Source organism: Bacillus sp. A1, from assembly GCF_042296235.1.
Lineage (GTDB): Bacteria > Bacillota > Bacilli > Bacillales > Bacillaceae > Bacillus > Bacillus velezensis.
In genome coordinates, this window is sequence record NZ_CP141181.1 from 361,792 (window position 1) to 382,517 (window position 20,726).

Sequence of the window (20,726 nt, forward strand, 5' to 3'; positions counted from 1 at the left end):
GTGACATATGAGCAAAAAATCAATTCAAAAGGTGTATGCACTCACACCGATGCAGGAGGGAATGCTGTATCATGCGCTGCTTGATCCGCATTCTTCCTCCTACTTCACACAATTAGAGCTTAGGATTCACGGAAGCTTTCAGCTGGAGCTTTTTGAAAAAAGCGTCAATGAGCTGATCCGGACATATGACATCCTGCGTACGGTATTCGTGCACCAGCAGCTTCAAAAACCGCGCCAAGTCGTATTGGCGGAGCGGAAGACGAAGGTGCACTATGAAGATATCAGTCAATTAGATAAAGCGCGCCAAACCGAATATATTGAACGCTATAAACGCGGCGTGCAGCAGCAGGGCTTTCATCTGGCGAAGGATATTCTCTTTAAAGCGGCGGTGTTCAGACTCAGTGAGAAGGAGCTGTATCTCGTCTGGAGCAATCATCATATCGTCATGGACGGCTGGAGTATGGGCGTTTTGATGAAAAGCCTGTTCCAAAACTATGAAGCGCTTCGTGCCGGCCGGCCCGCCGGGGGAAGCCAGGGCAAACCTTACTCTGACTATATCAAATGGCTCGGAGGCCGGGATTATGAGGAGGCGGAACAATATTGGAGCAGCCGCCTGGCGGATTTCGAACAGCCGAGCCTGCTCCCGGGCCGTCTGGCAGCAGAAAAGAAAGACTACCAAAATGAAGAATATTCTTTTGTCTGGGATGAGGAGCTGGTCGCGCAGATTCAGCAGACCGCCAACCGGCATCAAGTCACGGGGCCTAACCTGTTTCAGGCCGTTTGGGGTGCGGTGCTCAGCAAATACAACTATACAGACGATGTGGTGTTCGGCACCGTCGTATCAGGCCGTCCTTCAGAAATCAACGGCATTGAAACGATGGCGGGGCTGTTCATCAATACGATTCCCGTCAGAATCAAGATTGACAAAGATGCAGCCTTTTCGGACGTGATGGCGGCAGTTCAGAAAAACGCCGTGGAAGCCGAGCGCTATGATTATGTGCCGCTCTATGACATTCAAAAGCGCTCCGCCCTGGACGGCAGCCTCTTGAATCATTTGGTCGCGTTTGAAAACTATCCGCTGGACAAAGAGCTGGAAAACGGGGGCATGGAGGAAAGACTCGGCTTTTCCATTAAAGTGGAACATGCTTTTGAGCAGACGAGCTTTGATTTCAATCTCATCGTGTATCCGGGAAAAACGTGGACTGTCAAAATCAAATACAACGGAGCGGCTTTCGCCCATGATGCCATCGAACGAACGGCGCACCATCTGACCCGCATGATGAAAGCCGCGGTCGGAACGCCTGACGCGCCCGTGCGGGAACTCGGCCTTGTTTCAGGCGAAGAAGAGCGGCAGATTGTTGAGGTATTCAATGATACGAAAACGGCGCTTCCGGAAGAGGAGGCCGTTCACCGTTTGTTTGAAGCACAGGCAAACCGGACGCCTGCAAGTATCGCGATAAAAGAAGCGGGACGCGAATGGACCTACCGTGAAGTGAACGAAGCGGCCAACCGCCTGGCGAGGCGCCTTGTGAAGAGCGGGCTGGAAAAAGGCCGGACCGCCGCTATTATGAACGACCGGTCTGCGGAAACCGTTATCGGAATGCTTGCCGTCTTAAAAGCAGGCGGCGCATATGTGCCGATTGATCCGGCTTTTCCGGAGGACCGTCTCCGCTTTATGGCGGAAGACAGCTCGATTCGGCTCGTGCTGACAGTTCAGGACTATCAAGAACAAGCGGGCGCATTGCAAGTCCCGGTCATCATGCTGGATGAAAGCGCGGATGAAACGGTAAGCGGAACAGACTTGAATCTTCCGGCCGGCGGCAACGACTTGGCGTATATCATGTATACATCCGGATCGACCGGCAAACCGAAAGGCGTCATGATTGAACACAGAAATATCATCAGGCTCGTCAAACATTCGAATTACGTGCCGGTTCATGAAGAAGACCGGATGGCGCAAACGGGAGCCGTCAGCTTTGATGCCGGAACCTTCGAAGTCTTCGGCGCATTGCTGAACGGAGCGTCATTGCATCCGGTGAAAAAAGAGACGCTGCTTGACGCCGGACAATTCGCCCAATTTCTGAAAGAGCAGCGGATCACGACCATGTGGCTGACGTCTCCGCTGTTTAATCAGCTTGCCCAAAAGCATGCCGGCATGTTTAACACGCTCCGGCACCTCATCATCGGCGGTGACGCGCTTGTGCCGCATATCGTCAGCAAAGTGAGGAAGGCATCACCGGAGCTGTCGCTTTGGAACGGCTACGGGCCGACTGAGAATACGACGTTTTCGACGAGTTTTCTCATTGATCAGGACTACGACGGTTCGATCCCGATCGGGAAGCCGATAGGAAATTCCACTGCGTACATTATGGATGAAAACCGCAGCCTCCAGCCGATCGGCGCGCCCGGTGAGCTGTGCGTCGGCGGAAGCGGAGTGGCAAGAGGCTATGTGAATCTGCCTGAATTAACGGAGAAGCAGTTTGTACGCGATCCGTTCAGACCGGATGAAATGATATACCGGACGGGGGACTTGGCGAAATGGCTTCCGGACGGCACGATCGAGTTTCTCGGCAGAATTGACAACCAAGTAAAGGTCCGCGGTTTCAGAATCGAGCTCGGTGAAATTGAGGCGAAAATCAGCCAGGCGGAGAATGTGACGGAATCAGCGGCTGTGATCCGGAAAAATAAAGCGGATGAAAATGAAATCTGCGCTTACTTTACCGCAGACCAAGCCCTTTCACCGGAAGACCTGCGCAAAACACTTTCGGAATCACTTCCGGAATACATGATTCCCGCGCACTTCATCCAGATGAATCAGTTTCCGCTGACGGCGAACGGAAAGATTGATAAAAAAGCGCTGCCTGAGCCTCAGGCTGAAGCCGTTCAAAAAGAATACGTAGCGCCGAAAACGGAAGCGGAGCAGAAACTCGCGGACATTTGGGAAGGCATTCTCGGTGTAAAAGCGGGTGTGACTGACAATTTCTTCACGATTGGCGGACATTCTTTAAAAGCCATGATGATGACCGCTAAAATTCAGGAGCACTTTCAAAAAGAAGTGCCGATTAAAGTGTTATTTGAAAAGCCGACCATTCAGGAGCTTGCGCATTATTTGCAGCATGAGAGCGAGGAGGAGCAGCAGTTTGAACCGATCCGACAAGCGCCTTATCAGGAGCATTATCCTGTTTCCTCAGCACAGCGCAGGATGTATATCCTTAATCAGCTCGGACAGGCCAGCACGAGCTACAACGTCCCTGCTGTACTTCTGCTGGAAGGATCAGTAGACAAAAAGCGTCTTGAGGAGGCCATGCAGGCATTAATCAACCGTCATGAGACCTTGCGTACGTCGTTTGACATGGCAGATGGAGAAGTTGTGCAGACCATTCATAAAAATGTGTCGTTTGAGCTTGAAACCGCCGAGGGCCGGGAAGAAGATGCAGAAGAGCTGACAAAAGACTTTATCAGGCCTTTTGCGCTCAACCGCGCGCCGCTTGTCCGTTCGAAGCTGATCCGGCTTGAAGAAGACCGGCATCTTCTGCTGATTGACATGCACCACATTATTACGGACGGAAGCTCAATGGGCATTTTCATCGGTGATCTTGCGAAGCTTTATCAAGGCACGGAGCTTGCGCTGCCAAAGATTCATTATAAGGATTTTTCAGTCTGGCAGCGTGAAAAAGCAAATCTCGATCAGCACGAAGCCTACTGGCTTGAGACGTTCAAAGGCGATCTGCCGGTGCTGGATCTGCCGCTTGATTTCCCGCGTCCTGCCGAGCGCAGTTTTGAAGGGGAACGCGTCATCTTCGGGCTTGATAAACAGGTGACGGCGCAGATTAAGAAGCTGCTGGCTGATACGGATACGACGATGTACATGTTCTTGTTGGCCGCTTTTCAAGTGCTGCTGTCCAAATATTCGGGGCAGGAAGACATCATAGTCGGGTCTCCGGCGGCCGGAAGACAGCATCCTGATCTCCAAGACGTGCCGGGCATGTTTGTCAACACAGTTGCGCTTCGGTCGCATCCTGCCGGCAAAAAAACGTTCAAACAATTTTTGGATGAGGTGAAAACGGCGAGCCTTCAAGCTTTTGAGCATCAAAGCTATCCGCTTGAAGAATTAATTGAAAAACTGCCGTTAACGAGGGACACAAGCCGGAGTCCGCTGTTCAGCGTGTTATTTAATATGCAGAACATGGAGATCCCGGCCCTGCGGCTCGGAGATTTGGAGATTTCTTCATACTCCATGCATCATCATGTCGCTAAATTTGATCTTTCCTTAGAAGCGGCTGAACGCGGAGAAGAGGTCGGATTGAGCTTTGATTACGCGAAAGCCTTATTTGCGGACGAAACCATCCGCCGCTGGAGCGCTCATTTTGTCAATCTGATTAAAGCCTGCGCTGAAAATCCGGATATTCAGCTGTCCGACGCAAGCCTGCTGTCCGCTCCTGAACGGGAAGCGCTCCTTTCTGATGAAAAACGTACGGAAGCGGATCTGCCTGAGGGCACTTTTGTTTCGCTGTTTGAACGGCAAGCGCAAAAAACGCCTGATCTCACGGCGGTTGCGGGCGGAACAAGTCTGACATATCGTGAGCTTGATGAACGCTCGAACCGGTTTGCCCGCCACCTTCAGGCTTGCGGAACGGGCAGTGAGGACATCGTGGCCATTATGATGGATCGTTCGGCGGACTTGATTACCGCGCTTCTCGGCGTCATGAAAGCCGGAGCGGCATTTCTCCCGATTGATCCGGAGACTCCTGAAGAGAGAATCCGCTACTCTCTTGAAGACAGCGGAACGAAGCTTCTGGTCGTCAATGAGAGAAACATGACCGCGGCCGCCGTTTATAAAGGAAAAACGGTCGTAATGGAAGACGGAGAATGGCAGAACGAAAGCGCCGGCCGGCTTGAAACGGAGCCCGGCGCCGACCAGCTTGCATATATCATTTATACCTCGGGAACAACGGGCAAACCGAAAGGCGTCCAGCTGGAGCACCGCAATCTAATCAATTATGTCACATGGTTCAGCCGTGAAGCCGGTTTGACCGAAGCTGACAAATCTGTGCTGCTGTCTTCTTACGCATTTGATCTCGGCTATACGGCTATATTCCCGATTCTTCAGGCGGGCGGCGAGCTGCACATTGTGCCGAAAGAGACGTACACCGCGCCTGATCAGCTTGGTGAGTATATACAGAAAAACGGCATTACGTATATGAAACTGACGCCGTCATTGTTCCATATGATCGTCAATACAGCCCGCTTTGCGGCAGAACGCCGTTTCAGCCCGCTTCGTTTAGTGGTGCTCGGCGGAGAAAAGATCATCACGTCCGATGTCCGCAAGTTTCATGACGTATACGCCCATACCGACTTCATCAATCACTACGGGCCGACGGAAACGACGATCGGTGCCATTGCCGGACGGATCAATATGGAGCGCCTTGATCAATATGAGCAGCGTCCCGTCATCGGCCGCCCGATTGCGAATACCGGCGCGCTTGTATTGGACGGAGCAATGCAGCTCGTGCCTCCGGGCGCAAGCGGCGAGCTTTATATTACCGGAAAGGGGCTTGCCAGAGGATATCTTCACCGTCCGCAGCTGACGGCGGAGAAATTTCTCTCAAATCCTTTTTCACCGGACAGCCTGATGTACAAAACGGGAGATGTCGTCCGCAGGCTTTCTGACGGGACGATTGAATTTATCGGCCGTGCGGATGATCAGGTGAAAATCCGGGGCTACCGCATTGAATTAAAAGAGGTTGAAACCGTGCTGTTAAGCGTAAACGGCATTCAGGAGGCGGTCGTTCTCGCAGTCAGCGAAGGCGGGCTGCCGGAACTGTGCGCGTACTATAAAGCCGACAGTGAGCTGAAAGGCTCTGAGCTTCGCAAACGGCTTTCCGAAACCCTGCCGTCTCATATGCTTCCGGCTTATTTCGTGCAGGTAGAGCGCATTCCGCTCACAGCCAACGGAAAAACCGATAAAAACGCCCTCCCGAAACCGGGCGTCAGCCAAACGGCGCAAACAGCTTCAGCCTTGCCGGAAACGGAATTGGAGGAAAAACTGTGCCGCATTTGGAAACAGACACTCGGTACGGATACGCTCGGCATCGACGATAATTTCTTCGATTACGGCGGGCACTCTTTAAAAGGCATGATGCTCCTCGCCAATATTCAGGCTGAACTGGACAAAACGGTTCCGTTAAAAGCGCTGTTCGAACAGCCGACTGTCCGCCTGCTTGCCGCATATATCGAAAAATCAGCGGTATCTGAGGGATATCGGATGATCTCACCGGCAGACAGTGCAGACGCGTACCCGTTATCATCCGCCCAAAAACGGATGTACGTCCTGAACCAGCTTGACCGGGAGACAATCAGCTATAATATGCCGTCCGTTCTTCTGATGGAAGGAGAAGTCAATATTTCAAGGCTTCAGGAAGCGCTCAATCAGATGATCAATCGCCACGAGTCTTTGCGGACGTCCTTTATCGATCAAAACGGCCGCCCGATGCAGCAGATCGCAGAACAGGCTGACATTGACCTGCACATCTTTGAAGCAGCGGACGAGGAGAAAGCGGATCTTATCATTCAGGCATTCATTAAGCCGTTTGATCTGAGCGCGGCTCCGCTCATTCGGGCCGCTCTTGTCAGACTGAACGAAAAGAAACACCTGCTGCTGATGGATATGCATCATATTATTGCCGACGGCGTATCCAGAAGCATGCTGGTCAAAGAGCTCGCTCATCTTTATAAAGGGGGAAGTCTGCCGTCGCCGAACCTGCACTATAAAGACTTCGCCGTCTGGCAGAATGAACCTGAGCAGGCCGAACGGATGAAAGACCATGAGCGTTATTGGCTCTCCGCATTTTCCGGCGAGCTTCCTGAATTGAATCTGCCGACCGATTTTCCCCGTCCGCCGGTTCAAAGTTTTAAAGGACAATACGTCCGTTTCAGAGCGGGGCGTGAAACGGAAAAAGCGGTGCGTGAATTAATGGAATCATCAGGAGCGACTCTTCATATGGTGCTTCACGCCGCGTTCCATGTCTTTTTGAGCAAAATCACGGGGCAGCGCGATATCATTATCGGCTCGGTGACCGCCGGAAGAACGAACGCCGAAGTTCAGGAAATGCCGGGGATGTTTGTCAATACGCTTGCGCTTCGCAATGAAACGCGCAAAGAGCAGACCTTCGCCGGGCTGCTCGAACGGGTGAAACAAACCAATCTCGACGCGCTGGCGCATCAGGATTACCCGTTTGAGGATCTGATCGGAAAGCTTGACCTGCCGAGAGACATGAGCCGCAACCCGTTGTTCCAGGTGATGGTGACGACAGAAGATCCGGATAAAGAAACACTGGAACTGGAGAACCTGCGCATCACTCCGTATGAGTCAAACCAAGGCACGGCGAAATTCGATCTGACACTCGGCGGGTTTACGGATCAAGAAGGCCTCGGCCTTCAGTTTGAATATGCGACTGATCTGTTTAAAAAAGAAACAATTGAAAAGTGGAGCGCCGGGTTCCTGCGGATTCTGAAGCAAGCGGCAGAAAGTCCGGACAGAAAGCTGCCTGAGCTTTCACTGATCAGCGATGCTGAAAAACAAGCCCTCCTCAACACATGGAAAGGAAAAACACTCTCTGTGCCGCAGGACAAAACGGTTCACCGTCTCTTTGAAGAAACGGCCGCCCGCTACGCGAACCGGCCGGCCGCGGCATATAACGGCGCGAAATGGACGTACGGCGAGCTGAACGCAAGGGCGAATCGCATCGCGCGCATTCTCATGGACTGCGGCGTCACGGCTGACGAGCGTGTCGGCATCCTGACGAAACCGTCCTTGGAAATGGCCGCGGGCGTACTCGGCGTCCTGAAAGCGGGCGCGGCATTTGTGCCGATTGACCCCGACTATCCGGAAGAGCGGATCAGCTACATTCTGCAGGACAGCGGCGCCAAGCTTCTTCTCACACAGGAAGCGCTGGGCGTGCCGGACAGCTACAACGGAGAAACGATCCTGCTTGACGGCGGACGCTCCATTCTGAGCCTGCCGCTTGATGAAAACGATGAAGCGAACCCGCAGACGGAAACAACGGCGGATCATCTCGCTTATATGATTTACACATCAGGAACGACCGGACAGCCGAAAGGTGTCATGGTCGAACACCATGCGCTGGTGAACCTGTGCTTCTGGCATCACGACGCATTCGCCATGACGGCAGATGATAAAAGCGCCAAATACGCGGGCTTCGGTTTTGACGCCTCCATCTGGGAGATGTTCCCGGCATGGACCATCGGCGCGGAGCTTCATGTCATTGACGAAGCGATCCGGCTGGATATCACCCGCTTAAATCACTATTTCGAAGAGCACGGCGTGACCATCACCTTCCTGCCGACGCAGCTGGCCGAACAATTTATGGAGATGGAAAATACCTCTCTCCGCATGCTTCTCGTCGGCGGCGATAAGCTGAAGCGGGCGGTGAAACAGCCGTACACGATCGTCAACAACTACGGCCCGACGGAAAACACCGTCGTCGCGACAAGCGGCGTCATCAATCCGGAGGAAGGGTCGCTTTCGATCGGACGGGCGATTGCCAATACGAGAGTTTATATTCTCGGCGGCGGAGATCAGGTGCAGCCGGAAGGCATTGCCGGTGAATTGTGCGTGGCCGGCCGCGGTCTGGCGCGCGGATACCTGAACCGTGAGGAAGAAACGGCGAAGCGGTTTACCGCAGATCCGTTCGTGCCCGGCGAGCGCATGTACCGGACCGGCGATCTCGTCAAATGGAACGCGCAGTGCGGCATTGAATACATCGGCCGTATCGACCAGCAGGTCAAAGTGAGGGGCTACCGGATCGAGCTTTCAGAAATCGAAGTCCGCCTCGCCCAGCTTGCGGACGTTCATGACGCAGCGGTGACGACGGTGGAAGACAAAGCGGGCAATACCGCGCTTTGCGCCTATGTCGCGCCTCAGCAGGACGATATTGAAGCGCTCAAAGCCGCGCTGAAAGACACGCTGCCTGACTACATGGTGCCGGCGTTCTGGGTGGAGATGGACGAGCTTCCGGTCACCGCAAACGGAAAGATTGACAAAAAAGCCTTGCCGGCGCCTGACATTGAAGCGGGAAGCGCCGCGTACAAAGCGCCGGAAACGGAGATGGAGACGCTGCTTTCCGACATTTGGCAGGAAGTGCTCGGTCTTGATCAGATCGGCGTAAGCGATAATTTCTTCACGCTCGGCGGCGACTCGATCAAAGGCATCCAAATGGCGAGCCGCCTGAACCAGCACGGCTACAAATTGGAGATGAAAGACCTCTTCCAGCACCCGACCATCGAAGAACTCGTCTCTTATGTGGAGCGGACGGAAGGCAAGCAGGCCGACCAGGGACCTGTCGAAGGCGAAGCGGAGTTAACGCCGATCCAGCGCTGGTTCTTTGAGAAAAACTTCACGGACAAACACCGCTGGAACCAATCCGTCATGCTTCACGCGAAAGACGGCTTTGATCCGGACCTGGTGGAAAAAACCCTGCAAGCATTGATTGAACACCATGATGCGCTCCGCATGGTGTACCGTGAAGAAAGGGAAGGCATCATTCAGACATACCTCCCTGTCACAGAATGCAAGGCAAGCTTTGACATCGTTGATCTGTACGGAACTGACGAGGATATGCTGAAAAGCCAGATTCAGCGGCTTGCCGATCATCTTCAGGGAAGTCTGGATCTGGAGAACGGCCCGCTGTTAAAAGCGGAGCAATACCGGACAGAACAAGGCGATCATCTGTTAATCGCGGTTCACCATCTCGTCGTGGACGGGGTTTCATGGAGAATTCTGCTTGAGGATTTCGCTTCAGGTTATAAACAGGCGCAGCAGCAAAACAGCATCGTCCTCCCGCAAAAAACCCACTCCTTTAAAGATTGGGCGGAGGCGCTGAACACATTTGCGCAATCAGAAGAGCTGAAAAAGCAGGCGGATTATTGGGCACAGGCAGATGCGGAAGAACTCCGGCCGCTGCCGAAAGACCATGATCCGAACAAACGGCTCGTCAAACATACGGCGGCCGTGAAATGTGAATTAACTGAGGAAGAAACGGCACAGCTGCTTACAGATGTTCATCATCCGTACGGAACGGAAATCAACGACATTCTGCTCAGCGCGCTCGGCTTAACGATCGGTGAATGGACGGAAAACGGCAAAGTCGGCATCAACTTAGAAGGACACGGCCGGGAAGAAATCATACCGAATGTCAATATTTCACGGACGGTCGGCTGGTTTACTGCCCAATATCCTTTGATTCTGCAAATCAGCAAGGAAGACGGCGTCTCTTCCGTCATTAAAACGGTAAAAGAGACGGTGCGGCGCGTTCCTGATAAAGGTGTAGGATACGGGATTCTCCGGTATCTGTCATCCGATGAAACAGAACAAGGCGCCGCGCCTGAAATCAGTTTTAACTACTTAGGGCAGTTTGACAATGAAGTGAAAACGGAATGGTTTGAGCCGTCTCCATATGATATGGGACGTCAAGTCAGCGAAGAGTCAGAGGCGTTATACGCACTGAGCTTCAGCGGGATGGTTACAGGCGGCCGCTTCGTCATTTCCTGCTCATACAATCAGGAAGAATATGAAAGAAGCACCGTCGAAACACAGATGCAGCGGTTTAAAGACAATCTCTTAATGATCATCCGCCATTGCACGGCCAAAGAAGAGAAAGAATTTACGCCGAGCGATTTCAGCGCGCAGGATCTTGAAATGGATGAAATGGGAGACATCTTTGACATGCTTGAGGAGAATTTAACGTGACAAAAACAGATCACAGAAGGGGGGAGCGGAGCAGATGAGCCAATTCAGCAAAGATCAGGTTCAGGACATGTATTATTTGTCGCCGATGCAGGAGGGAATGCTGTTTCATACTCTCCTGAATCCCGGCCAAAGCTTTTATATCGAACAAATGACAATGAAAGTAAAAGGCAGCTTGAATATCAAATGCCTTGAAGAAAGCATGAATGTGATCATGGACCGGTACGATGTATTTCGTACCGTGTTCATTCACGAAAAAGTAAAAAGACCGGTCCAAGTCGTATTGAAAAAACGTCAGTTTCAGATAGAAGAAATCGATCTGACACATGTAACGGACAGCGAGCAAACAGCCAAAATCAATGAATACAAAGAACAGGATAAGATCAAGGGCTTTGATTTGACGCGGGATATTCCGATGCGGGCAGCCATTTTTAAAAAATCGGAAGAAAGCTTTGAATGGGTGTGGAGCTACCACCACATCATTTTGGACGGCTGGTGCTTCGGCATCGTCGTGCAGGATCTGTTTAAGGTATACAATGCCCTGCGCGAACAAAAGCCGTACAGCCTGCCGCCGGTCAAACCGTATAAAGACTATATCAAGTGGCTTGAAAAGCAGGATAAACAAGCATCACTGCATTACTGGCGCGGGTACTTAGAAGATTTTGAAGGACAAACGACATTTGCGGAGCAAAGAAAGAAACAAAAGGACGGCTACGATCCGAAAGAGCTGCTCTTCTCACTGCCGAAGCAGGAAACAAAAGCATTTACCGAGCTTGCAAAATCGCAGCATACCACTTTGAGTACGGCGCTGCAGGCGGTTTGGAGTGTATTAATCAGCCGCTACCAGCAGACCGGCGATTTGATCTTCGGCACAGTCGTTTCCGGGCGTCCCGCAGAAATCAAAGGCGTTGAACATATGGTCGGGCTGTTTATCAATGCTGTCCCGAGGCGGGTGAAGCTGTCTCGGGATACCACATTTAACGGCTTGCTCAAGCAGCTGCAGGAGCAATCGCTGCAGTCTGAGCCGCATCAATATGTGCCGCTCTATGACATCCAAAGCCAGGCCGATCAGCCAAAGCTGATTGACCACATCATTGTGTTTGAAAATTATCCGCTTCAGGATGCAAAAAATGAAGAGAACAGTGAAAACGGCTTTGATATGGAGGATGTACACGTTTTTGAGAAATCGAATTATGATCTCAACCTGATGGCTTCTCCAGGTGATGAGATGCTGATTAAGCTTGCCTATAACGGGAATGTGTTTGATGAGGCGTTTATCCTGCGCTTAAAATCTCAGCTTCTCACAGCGATTCAGCAGCTCATCCAGAAGCCGGATCAGCCTGTCAATACGATCAGACTTGTTGATGAAAAGGAAAGAGAGCTTCTGCTTACCGGCTTAAACCCGCCGGCTCAGACTCATCAGGCGAAGCCTCTGACGGATTGGTTCAAGGAAGCGGTGAATGTAAATCCTGATGCGCCGGCGCTTACGTATTCCGGCCAGACTCTTTCCTATCGTGAATTAGATGAGGAAGCGAACCGTCTTGCGCGCCGTTTGCAAAAGCAAGGTGCGGGCAAAGGCTCCGTTGTCGCGTTGTACACGAAGCGCTCGCTTGAACTGGTGATCGGCATTCTCGGCGTATTAAAAGCAGGAGCGGCTTATCTGCCGGTTGATCCGAAGCTGCCGGAAGACCGAATCTCGTATATGCTGGCTGACAGTGCGGCAGCCTGTCTGCTGACACATCAGGAGATGAAAGAAAAAGCGGCTCAGCTGCCGTATACAGGAACAACACTCATCATCGATGATCGGGCACGGTTTGAGGAACAGGCAAGCGATCCTGCAGCCGCAATTGATCCCGATGATCCGGCGTATATTATGTATACGTCCGGCACAACCGGAAAGCCGAAGGGCAATATCACCACTCATGCCAATATTCAAGGATTGGTCAAGCATGTAGATTACATGGCATTTTCTGAAAAAGATACGTTCTTATCTGTTTCCAATTACGCCTTTGACGCATTTACCTTTGATTTCTACGCATCAATACTGAATGCGGCACGGCTCATTATCGCAGATGAACATACACTGCTTGATACAGAACGGCTCACTGATCTGATCCGGCAGGAGAATGTCAATGTCATGTTTGCGACAACCGCACTTTTTAATCTTCTCACCGATGCGGGAGAGGAGTGGCTGAAGGGGCTTCGCTGTGTGTTATTCGGGGGTGAGCGCGCGTCAGTGCCTCACGTCAGAAAGGCGCTTGAGATCATGGGGCCTGGCAAGCTGATTAATTGCTACGGGCCGACTGAGGGCACGGTGTTTGCGACAGCTCACGTCGTGCACGACATACCGGATTCCATTTCCTCATTGCCGATCGGAAAGCCGATCAGCAATGCCAGTGTTTATATTCTGAACGGGCAAAATCAGCTTCAGCCATTTGGGGCTGTCGGTGAACTGTGCATCAGCGGAATGGGTGTATCAAAAGGGTATCTGAACCGTCATGACCTGACGAAGCAAACGTTTATCCCAAATCCGTTCAAGCCGGGAGAAACGCTTTACCGCACAGGGGATTTAGCACGCTGGCTGCCGGATGGAACAATTGAATACGCCGGGCGTATTGACGACCAGGTCAAAATACGCGGACACCGGATTGAGCTTGAAGAAATCGAAAAGCAGCTGCAGGAATACCCGGGTGTGAAAGATGCGGTCGTTGTTGCAGACCGCCATGAGTCCGGAGATGCATCAATCAATGCCTACCTCGTGAACCGGACGCCGCTTTCAGCTGATGACGTAAAGAGGCACTTGAAAAAACAGCTTCCTGCTTACATGGTGCCGCAAACCTTTACTTTCTTAGAGGAGCTTCCGTTAACGACAAACGGGAAGGTCAATAAACGGCAGCTGCCGAAACCGGATCAGGCTCAGGCGGCGAAAGAATGGATCGGGCCTCGAAACGCGACGGAAGAAACAATTGCGCACATCTGGTCCGACATTCTCGGCAGACAGCAGATCGGGATTCATGATGATTTCTTCGCGCTCGGAGGCCATTCCTTAAAAGCGATGACGGCAGCGTCGCGCATTAAAAAAGAGCTCGGTGCTGATATCCCGGTGCAGCTGTTGTTCGAAGCGACGACAATCGCAGACATTGCCGGTTATCTGCTTCACGGTGAAGAAAAAGGAATGAAAGATCTCACCATCATGAATAAAAATCAGTCTGACACACTGTTTGCGTTCCCGCCGGTTCTCGGTTACGGGCTGATGTACCAGCCGCTGGCAAAACAGCTGTCCGGCTATCGAATCTGCGCGTTTGATTTTATCGAAGAAGACAACCGCATCGAACGCTACACAGAGCTGATCAATCAGCTCCAGCCGGAAGGACCGGTCAAGCTGTTCGGATACTCGGCAGGCTGCACGCTCGCCTTTGAAACGGCCAAACAGCTTGAAGCCGAAGGACGTAAAGTGGAGCGGCTGATCATGGTCGATTCCTATAAAAAACAAGGCGTCAGCGACTTAGAAGGCCGCACCGTAGAAAGTGATGTCCAGGCGCTGATGAAGGTAAACCGGGACAATGAAGCGCTGAATAACGAAGCCGTCAAAGAAGGTCTCGCCAAAAAAACAAACGCGTTTTATTCTTATTTCGTGCATACCGTCAGTACCGGCACGGTTAATGCGGATATAGATCTATTAACGTCAGAACCGGACTTTGCGATGCCGCCGTGGCTCGCTGCGTGGGAGGAAGCCACGACAGGTGAATACCGTGTGAAAAAAGGCTGCGGCACTCACGCAGAAATGCTTCAGGGAGAATGTCTCGAAAGGAATGCGGCATATTTGCTCGAATTCCTAAGGGAGGAACATCTGAAGCTGACAACTTCACGATAGAAAAGGAGGAAGCCCGCCAATGGTCCAGCTCTTTAAATCGTTCGATACCACGGAAAAAACGCAGCTTATCTGTTTTCCGTTCGCAGGAGGCTATTCCGCATCATTCCGCCCGCTCCACACCTATCTTCAAGGTGAGTGTGAGATGCTTGCCGCGGAACCGCCGGGACACGGAACAAATCAAATGTCCCCCGTTGAGGATTTTGAACAGCTTGTCAGTTTATACAAGCAGGAGTTGAATCTCCATCCTGACCGCCCGTTTGTGCTGTTCGGCCACAGTATGGGAGGCATGGTCGCTTTCAGGCTGGCGCAAAAGCTGGAGCGGGAGGGGATTTACCCGCAGGCCGTGATCATCTCAGCCATTCAGCCGCCGCATGTGGAAAGGAAAAAAGTGTCTCATCTTGATGATGAAAAATTTCTCGCCCATATTATTGAACTGGGCGGAATGCCGCAGGAGTTAGTGGAGAATAAGGAGGTCATGTCATTTTTCCTGCCTTCTTTCAGATCCGACTACCGCGCGCTTGAAAGCTTCCGTCCGTCTGATTCTCACATCATTCAATCACCCGTCCATATTTTTAACGGGCGGAAAGATAAAAAATGTATCAAAGATGCGGACGGATGGAAAAAATGGGCCGGCAATCCCGTATTTCATGAGTTTTCGGACGGCCACATGTTCATATTAAGTGAAACTGAAAAAGTGGCGGAACGAATCTATGAGATTATTAACAGGAGCACTGCAGGCCAATTGTTATAGGATATGACAGACAGCATTCGCTGTCTGTTTTTTGTAACAAAATCTGCCCGTGAGTTTTCTCATTTATCAAAAATTTTATGTTATGATTTGATGGAATATAATTTTGAAGGGATTGTCGTACATGAATGATGCAGCAAAAGAGCTGAACAGAACATTATCTGAAGAAAACCCGCACGTGCTTCATATGCTATCTGATTTGGGCAGAGAGTTGTTTTATCCGAAAGGGGTGCTGACACAATCGGCGGAAGCGAAAGCCAAGGCCGGAAAGTATAACGCCACGATCGGGATTGCCACCTCACAAGGCGAGTCCATGCACTTTTCCCATATTCAAGAGACACTGTCCGCCTATAACCCCGATGATATCTACGATTATGCTCCGCCGCAGGGAAAAGAGCCGCTCAGACAGGAATGGCTGAAAAAAATGCGTCTCGAAAATCCTTCATTAGCCGGCAAAGACATCAGCACGCCGATCGTGACAAACGCTTTAACACACGGGCTGAGCATTGCCGCCGACTTGTTCGTCAATGAAGGGGATGCGCTGCTTCTGCCTGATAAATATTGGGGAAATTACAATTTCATTTTCGGTGTCCGGCGCAAGGCATCCATTGAGACGTACCCGCTTTTTCAGCAGGATGGGCGTTTTAATGCGGCGGGGCTGTCCGAGCTGCTGAAAAAGCAGAAAGAAAAGGCGATTGTTGTGCTGAATTTCCCGAATAATCCGACAGGCTATACGCCGGGGGAAGAGGAAGCGTCAGAAATCGTCAGCGTGATTCTGGAGGCGGCGGAGGCCGGCAAAGAGATTGTCGTGCTCGTAGATGATGCGTATTACAATCTGTTTTACGATGAAACGGCCATTCAGGAATCCATCTTCAGCAAACTCGCCCAAGTGCACGACCGGGTGCTTTGCGTGAAAATAGACGGCGCGACGAAGGAAAATTACGCATGGGGATTCCGCGTCGGTTTTATTACGTACAGCACAAAAAGCGAAAAAGCGCTGCGCGTGCTCGAGGAAAAAACAAAAGGGATTATCAGGGGAACGATTTCAAGCGCCCCGCACCCGTCCCAAACATTCATGCTTCGGGCGATGCAGTCACCGGAATACGAGAAAGAAAAATCGCTGAAATATAACATCATGAAAAAACGGGCTGACAAAGTGAAAGCCGTTCTTGCAGAAAACAAGCATTATGAAGACGTATGGACGCCTTATCCGTTTAACTCGGGCTATTTCATGTGTGTCCGGCTGAAAGACATAAACGCCGGCGAATTGAGAGTGTCGTTGCTTGAAAAGAGAGGAATCGGAACGATATCCATTAATGAAACCGATTTGCGAATCGCATTTTCATGTGTTGAAGAAGAACACATCGCGGATCTGTTCGAAGAAATTTATCAAGAAGCAAAGCAGCTGCAGAAACAGGCGGAAATATCAGGCTGACAAATAAGGAGGGGGACACCCTCCTTTTTCTATGCTTACAGCAGCTCTTCATACGTTTTCATCTCAATCCCGTCACAAAAATCGGGATGCGCCGCACAAACGGCCAGCTTATACTCCTCGTCCGCCTCATATGTGCGGATGAAACAAGGTTCATGTCCGTCCGGGAGCTCAATGGACACATGGCCGTCGTCTTTAAGGCGGACGCTGAATGAATCAAGCGGCAGGGAAAGCCCTTTTCCGGCCTGCTTGATAAAGCTTTCTTTCATCGACCACAGGTGGTAAAAATAATCGGTCTGCTGATCGGGGTGTTTCGCTTGCAGATCACTGTATTCCGTCGGTGAAAAAAACCGTTTGGCGATATCAATCGTGCCGGGCTTCATTTTTTCAATATCAATGCCGATCGGTTTTGAATCAACGGCACACACGATCCAGCGCCCGGAGTGGGAAATATTAAAGTGCATGTCCGGAAGCGCGGGGATGTACGGCTTTCCGTATTCCTGGACGCTGAATGAAATCGCGGCCGGATCAAGTCCGTAAGCCTTCGCCGCAGCGGTGCGGATCAGCATGTCGCCGATCAAGGTGCGGTGAGCATCCTCCTTATGGTAAAAGCGCCGGCATTTTTCCCGCTTTTCGGCGGACACGGCTGCCATCATCCGATCCTCTTCCCCTGCAGAAAGCGGGCGGTCCATATATACTCCGTAAATCTTCATGTCCAGATCCTCCGTCTGAAAATATTGTCAAAACCATCCTATCATATCAGACGAAAGCTGTCCGAAAATAAAAAAACAAAACCGTTTCGGCTTTGTTTTTAATGAACGGACGTTGCCCGCCCGGAGATCGCGTATGTTAACAGTTTAGAGGACTGCGGCAAAGAAAAACGCAGAATCAGCCCCGTCAAAACAGCCGTAATAATGGTTCCGGCGCCGATCGGTCCGCCCATCATCCAGGCTGCGGCAAGAATCGTGAGCTCAATGCCGTTCCGCACCCATTGCACGTTCCAGCCCGTTTTTTCAGATATCAGCATCATCAGAGAGTCCCGGGGGCCCGCGCCGAGCCCAGCCGATACGTAAATACCGACGCCGGAGCCGATCAGCAGCAATCCGATAGAAAAAAACACGGCCGCTAAGGAAAAAGCGTGCGCCTCAGGAAGCAGAAACGAGAAGAAATCAATAAACATTCCCATCAGCACCATGTTTAAGATAGCGCCGATTTTCGGGAGTGTCCTCGTGAACAGGCAGGTTAAAGCCACGATGACCGCGCCGACCAAGATGGACCATTGGCCGACAGATAGCCCGAAATGCTGAAAAAGCCCATAATGAAAGGCATCCCAAGGGCTGATGCCGAGAGCTTTTCCTTTAATGGTTAACGATACCCCGAAAGACAAAATCAACAGACCGGCAAAATAAAACGTCCAGCGCATCAAGAATTCCCGCTTCAAAGAGGTCCCTTCTTTCATAAAATTTCATTAATTGTCATTGTAGCATAACCGCCAAAAAAAAGAAGAAGCGAAATCAGTGTTTCGCTTCTTCTACGGCTCCTACAAAGGATTCAGTATACGGTTTAAAAACCGCTGCGTGCGTTCTTCTTTCGGCGCGGAAAAAATCTGGGCCGGCGGTCCTTGTTCCACAATGACGCCGCCGTCAATGAAGATGACTTCATCGGCCACTTCCTGCGCGAATTTGATTTCATGGGTGACGACGACCATCGTCCAGCCTTCGTTCGCCAGATCCTTAATCACTTTGAGCACCTCGCCGACCAGCTCCGGATCAAGCGCTGATGTCGGTTCGTCAAACAGCATCAGCTCGGGCTGAATCGCAAGCGCGCGGGCGATGCCGACCCGCTGCTGCTGACCGCCGGAAAGCTGGAACGGATATAAATCCATTTTGTCTTTCAGTCCGACTTTTTCCAGAAGCTCCATCGCTTCTTTTCTGACTTGCTCCTTGTCGCGCTTTTGCACTTGAACGGGTCCTTCCATGACGTTTTCAAGCGCCGTGCGGTGAGGAAACAGATGATACGCCTGAAAGACCATGCCTGATTTGCGGCGGAGGCGAAGAATATCAGCCTGCTTCACTTTTTTGGAGAAATCTATTGAAAAATCTGAGAATGCCAGCTCGCCGCGATTGGGGATCTCAAGCGCGTTCAGACAGCGCAGAAGCGTCGTTTTTCCTGAACCGGACGGCCCCAGAATGGCGATGACTTTCCCTTTTTCTATCTCCATATCTATCTTTTTTAAAATTTCATTCTGTCCGAATGATTTATTTAATCCTTTGACGGAAAGCATATCGAAACCTCCTTATTTGGCCACATAACGGTCGAGACGCCGTTCGATCACATGCTGTACGATTGACAGCAAGAAGCAGATGATCCAATAAATAAAGGCGGCTTCAATATAGATGACCAAGATTTGATCAAGGTTTTGCGCGCCGATTTCCTGCGCTTTTCTGAACAGCTCCGCGACGAGAATCTGTGACGCGAGAGATGTATCCTTGATCAGGCTGATAAATGTATTTGATAATGGCGGAATGGACACGCGAAACGCCTGCGGCAGGATCACGCGGAACAATGTCTTGCGATAGGTCATGCCGATCGTATAACCGGCTTCCCATTGCCCTTTCGGCACGGATGAAATAGATGCCCGGATGATTTCAGAAGCGTAGGCGCCCACGTTTAATGAAAACGCGATGACTGCGCTTGGGAAAGGGTCCAGCGTAATATTAAATGTCGGGAACAGATAAAAAATGATGAACAATTGAACGAGAAGAGGAGTGCCGCGCACCGCTGATACGTATACGCTGAACACCCATCTCAATGGTTTCATATTTGACATTCTGGCGAGCGCCGTAATCAGCGCGATGATCATTCCGAAAATAAAGGAAAGAATGGTAAGGGGGATCGAGTAATAGATTCCCCCGGAAAGAATCGGCCAGAATGACTGCTGCACCAAATCCCATGGAATGGCTGTTGCAATCACGGGTTCCGGCATGTTACTTAGAAACATCTTCGCCGAACCATTTTTTCGCTATTTTAGAAAGAGTCCCGTCCTCTTTCATTTCTTTTAACGCTTTGTTGACGTGAGTCACAAGTTCGCCGCTTCCTTTTCGGAATGCGAAATACGTCTGCTGCGGCTGGCCTGCTTCAAACGCGATTTTCACGTTTTTATTGCCGGACGTTTTTAAGTAGTTCAGTACGGCAAGCTTATCGTTGTAAGTCAGATCAGCGCGGCCCTGCTGAATGAGCTGAAGGGATTGAGCCATGCCTTCAACGCCTTCAATTTTCGCGCCGGCTTCTTTCGCTAATTTATTGTAATTGCTTGTTAATGACTGAGCCGCTGTTTTTCCTTTGACATCAGCCTCTTTCGCAATCGTGCTGTCTTTTTTCGTCACGACGACTGCATTTGACGTTGTGTATTTATCAGAAAAATCATATTGGTTTTCACGGCCTGTTTTGCCGACTTGGTTGGCGACGACGTCAAACCGTTTCGCGTTTAATCCGGCAAACATGCTGTCCCATTGCGTTTCTTTGAAGTCAGCTTTCAGACCGAGGCGTTTCGCGACTTCTTGAATCACTTCAACATCATATCCGGTCAGTTTGTCACTCTTTTTATCATGGAAGGTAAACGGTTCGTACGTTCCTTCTGTGCCGACGGTCAGTACGCCTTTTTTCTTGACAGAAGCCCAAAGATCGCCGTCTTTTGACTTAGATCCGCTGTCCTGTGAGTTTCCGCAGGCTGCAAGCACCGCGATGCTGACCATCATGAACAAAGCGAATAATGCTTTTTTCATCTTCTTTATTCCCCACTTTTCTGAGTAGTTTTATTGAGAAAAAATAGCTCCCAATTGTAAAGGATAACTTTTTTTTAGTATGAGTCAAGTAATTGGTTTTCATAAGCGGGAATTCTTCGTGT

Annotated in this window: 9 protein-coding genes and 2 pseudogenes; 6 read left to right on the forward strand and 5 right to left on the reverse strand. The window is 50.9% G+C overall.

Annotation, left to right across the window (positions count from 1 at the left end; genetic code table 11):
• Positions 1-7 precede the first annotated feature (7 nt).
• From srfAB (U2H13_RS01895) to U2H13_RS01920, 6 genes and pseudogenes are all read left to right on the forward strand, one after another.
• Positions 8-3,100: pseudogene (srfAB, locus tag U2H13_RS01895) on the forward strand (surfactin non-ribosomal peptide synthetase SrfAB); the annotation flags it as partial.
• A 16-nt stretch (positions 3,101-3,116) separates the two neighbouring features.
• Positions 3,117-3,281 (forward strand): competence protein ComS, encoded by a 165-nt coding sequence (comS, locus tag U2H13_RS01900; protein WP_269194677.1) that lies wholly within the window; start codon positions 3,117-3,119, stop codon positions 3,279-3,281.
• Positions 3,227-10,768 (forward strand): annotated as a pseudogene (gene srfAB, locus U2H13_RS01905) (surfactin non-ribosomal peptide synthetase SrfAB); the annotation flags it as partial. The gene comS and the pseudogene srfAB (U2H13_RS01905), both read left to right, overlap by 55 nt.
• A gap of 34 nt (positions 10,769-10,802) precedes the next feature.
• Entirely contained in the window at positions 10,803-14,639 is a 3,837-nt protein-coding gene (gene srfAC, locus U2H13_RS01910; RefSeq protein WP_376700650.1) for a surfactin non-ribosomal peptide synthetase SrfAC, read from the forward strand.
• 19 nt (positions 14,640-14,658) lie between these two features.
• Positions 14,659-15,390 (forward strand): surfactin biosynthesis thioesterase SrfAD, encoded by a 732-nt coding sequence (srfAD, locus tag U2H13_RS01915; RefSeq protein WP_014416878.1) that lies wholly within the window; start codon positions 14,659-14,661, stop codon positions 15,388-15,390.
• 121 nt (positions 15,391-15,511) lie between these two features.
• Positions 15,512-16,822, forward strand: a complete 1,311-nt coding sequence (locus U2H13_RS01920; RefSeq protein WP_021495134.1) for an aminotransferase class I/II-fold pyridoxal phosphate-dependent enzyme — start codon at positions 15,512-15,514, stop codon at positions 16,820-16,822.
• A 35-nt stretch (positions 16,823-16,857) separates the two neighbouring features.
• On the opposite strand, the gene U2H13_RS01925 is transcribed toward U2H13_RS01920, so the two are convergent.
• From U2H13_RS01925 to tcyA, 5 genes are all read right to left on the reverse strand, one after another.
• On the reverse strand, positions 16,858-17,532 hold the full coding sequence (locus U2H13_RS01925; RefSeq protein WP_376700651.1) for a 4'-phosphopantetheinyl transferase family protein: 675 nt from the start codon (positions 17,530-17,532) through the stop codon (positions 16,858-16,860).
• Between the two features lie 98 nt (positions 17,533-17,630).
• Positions 17,631-18,278: a YitT family protein gene (locus U2H13_RS01930; RefSeq protein ID WP_376700652.1), complete on the reverse strand. Its 648-nt coding sequence runs from the start codon at positions 18,276-18,278 to the stop codon at positions 17,631-17,633.
• An 81-nt stretch (positions 18,279-18,359) separates the two neighbouring features.
• Positions 18,360-19,103: a cystine ABC transporter ATP-binding protein TcyC gene (gene tcyC / locus U2H13_RS01935; RefSeq protein ID WP_129092000.1), complete on the reverse strand. Its 744-nt coding sequence runs from the start codon at positions 19,101-19,103 to the stop codon at positions 18,360-18,362.
• 12 nt (positions 19,104-19,115) lie between these two features.
• Positions 19,116-19,820: an amino acid ABC transporter permease gene (locus tag U2H13_RS01940; protein WP_003156375.1), complete on the reverse strand. Its 705-nt coding sequence runs from the start codon at positions 19,818-19,820 to the stop codon at positions 19,116-19,118.
• Positions 19,807-20,604: a cystine ABC transporter substrate-binding lipoprotein TcyA gene (gene tcyA, locus U2H13_RS01945; protein ID WP_014416883.1), complete on the reverse strand. Its 798-nt coding sequence runs from the start codon at positions 20,602-20,604 to the stop codon at positions 19,807-19,809. Before tcyA ends, U2H13_RS01940 begins: the two co-directional genes overlap by 14 nt.
• Positions 20,605-20,726: the final 122 nt, after the last annotated feature.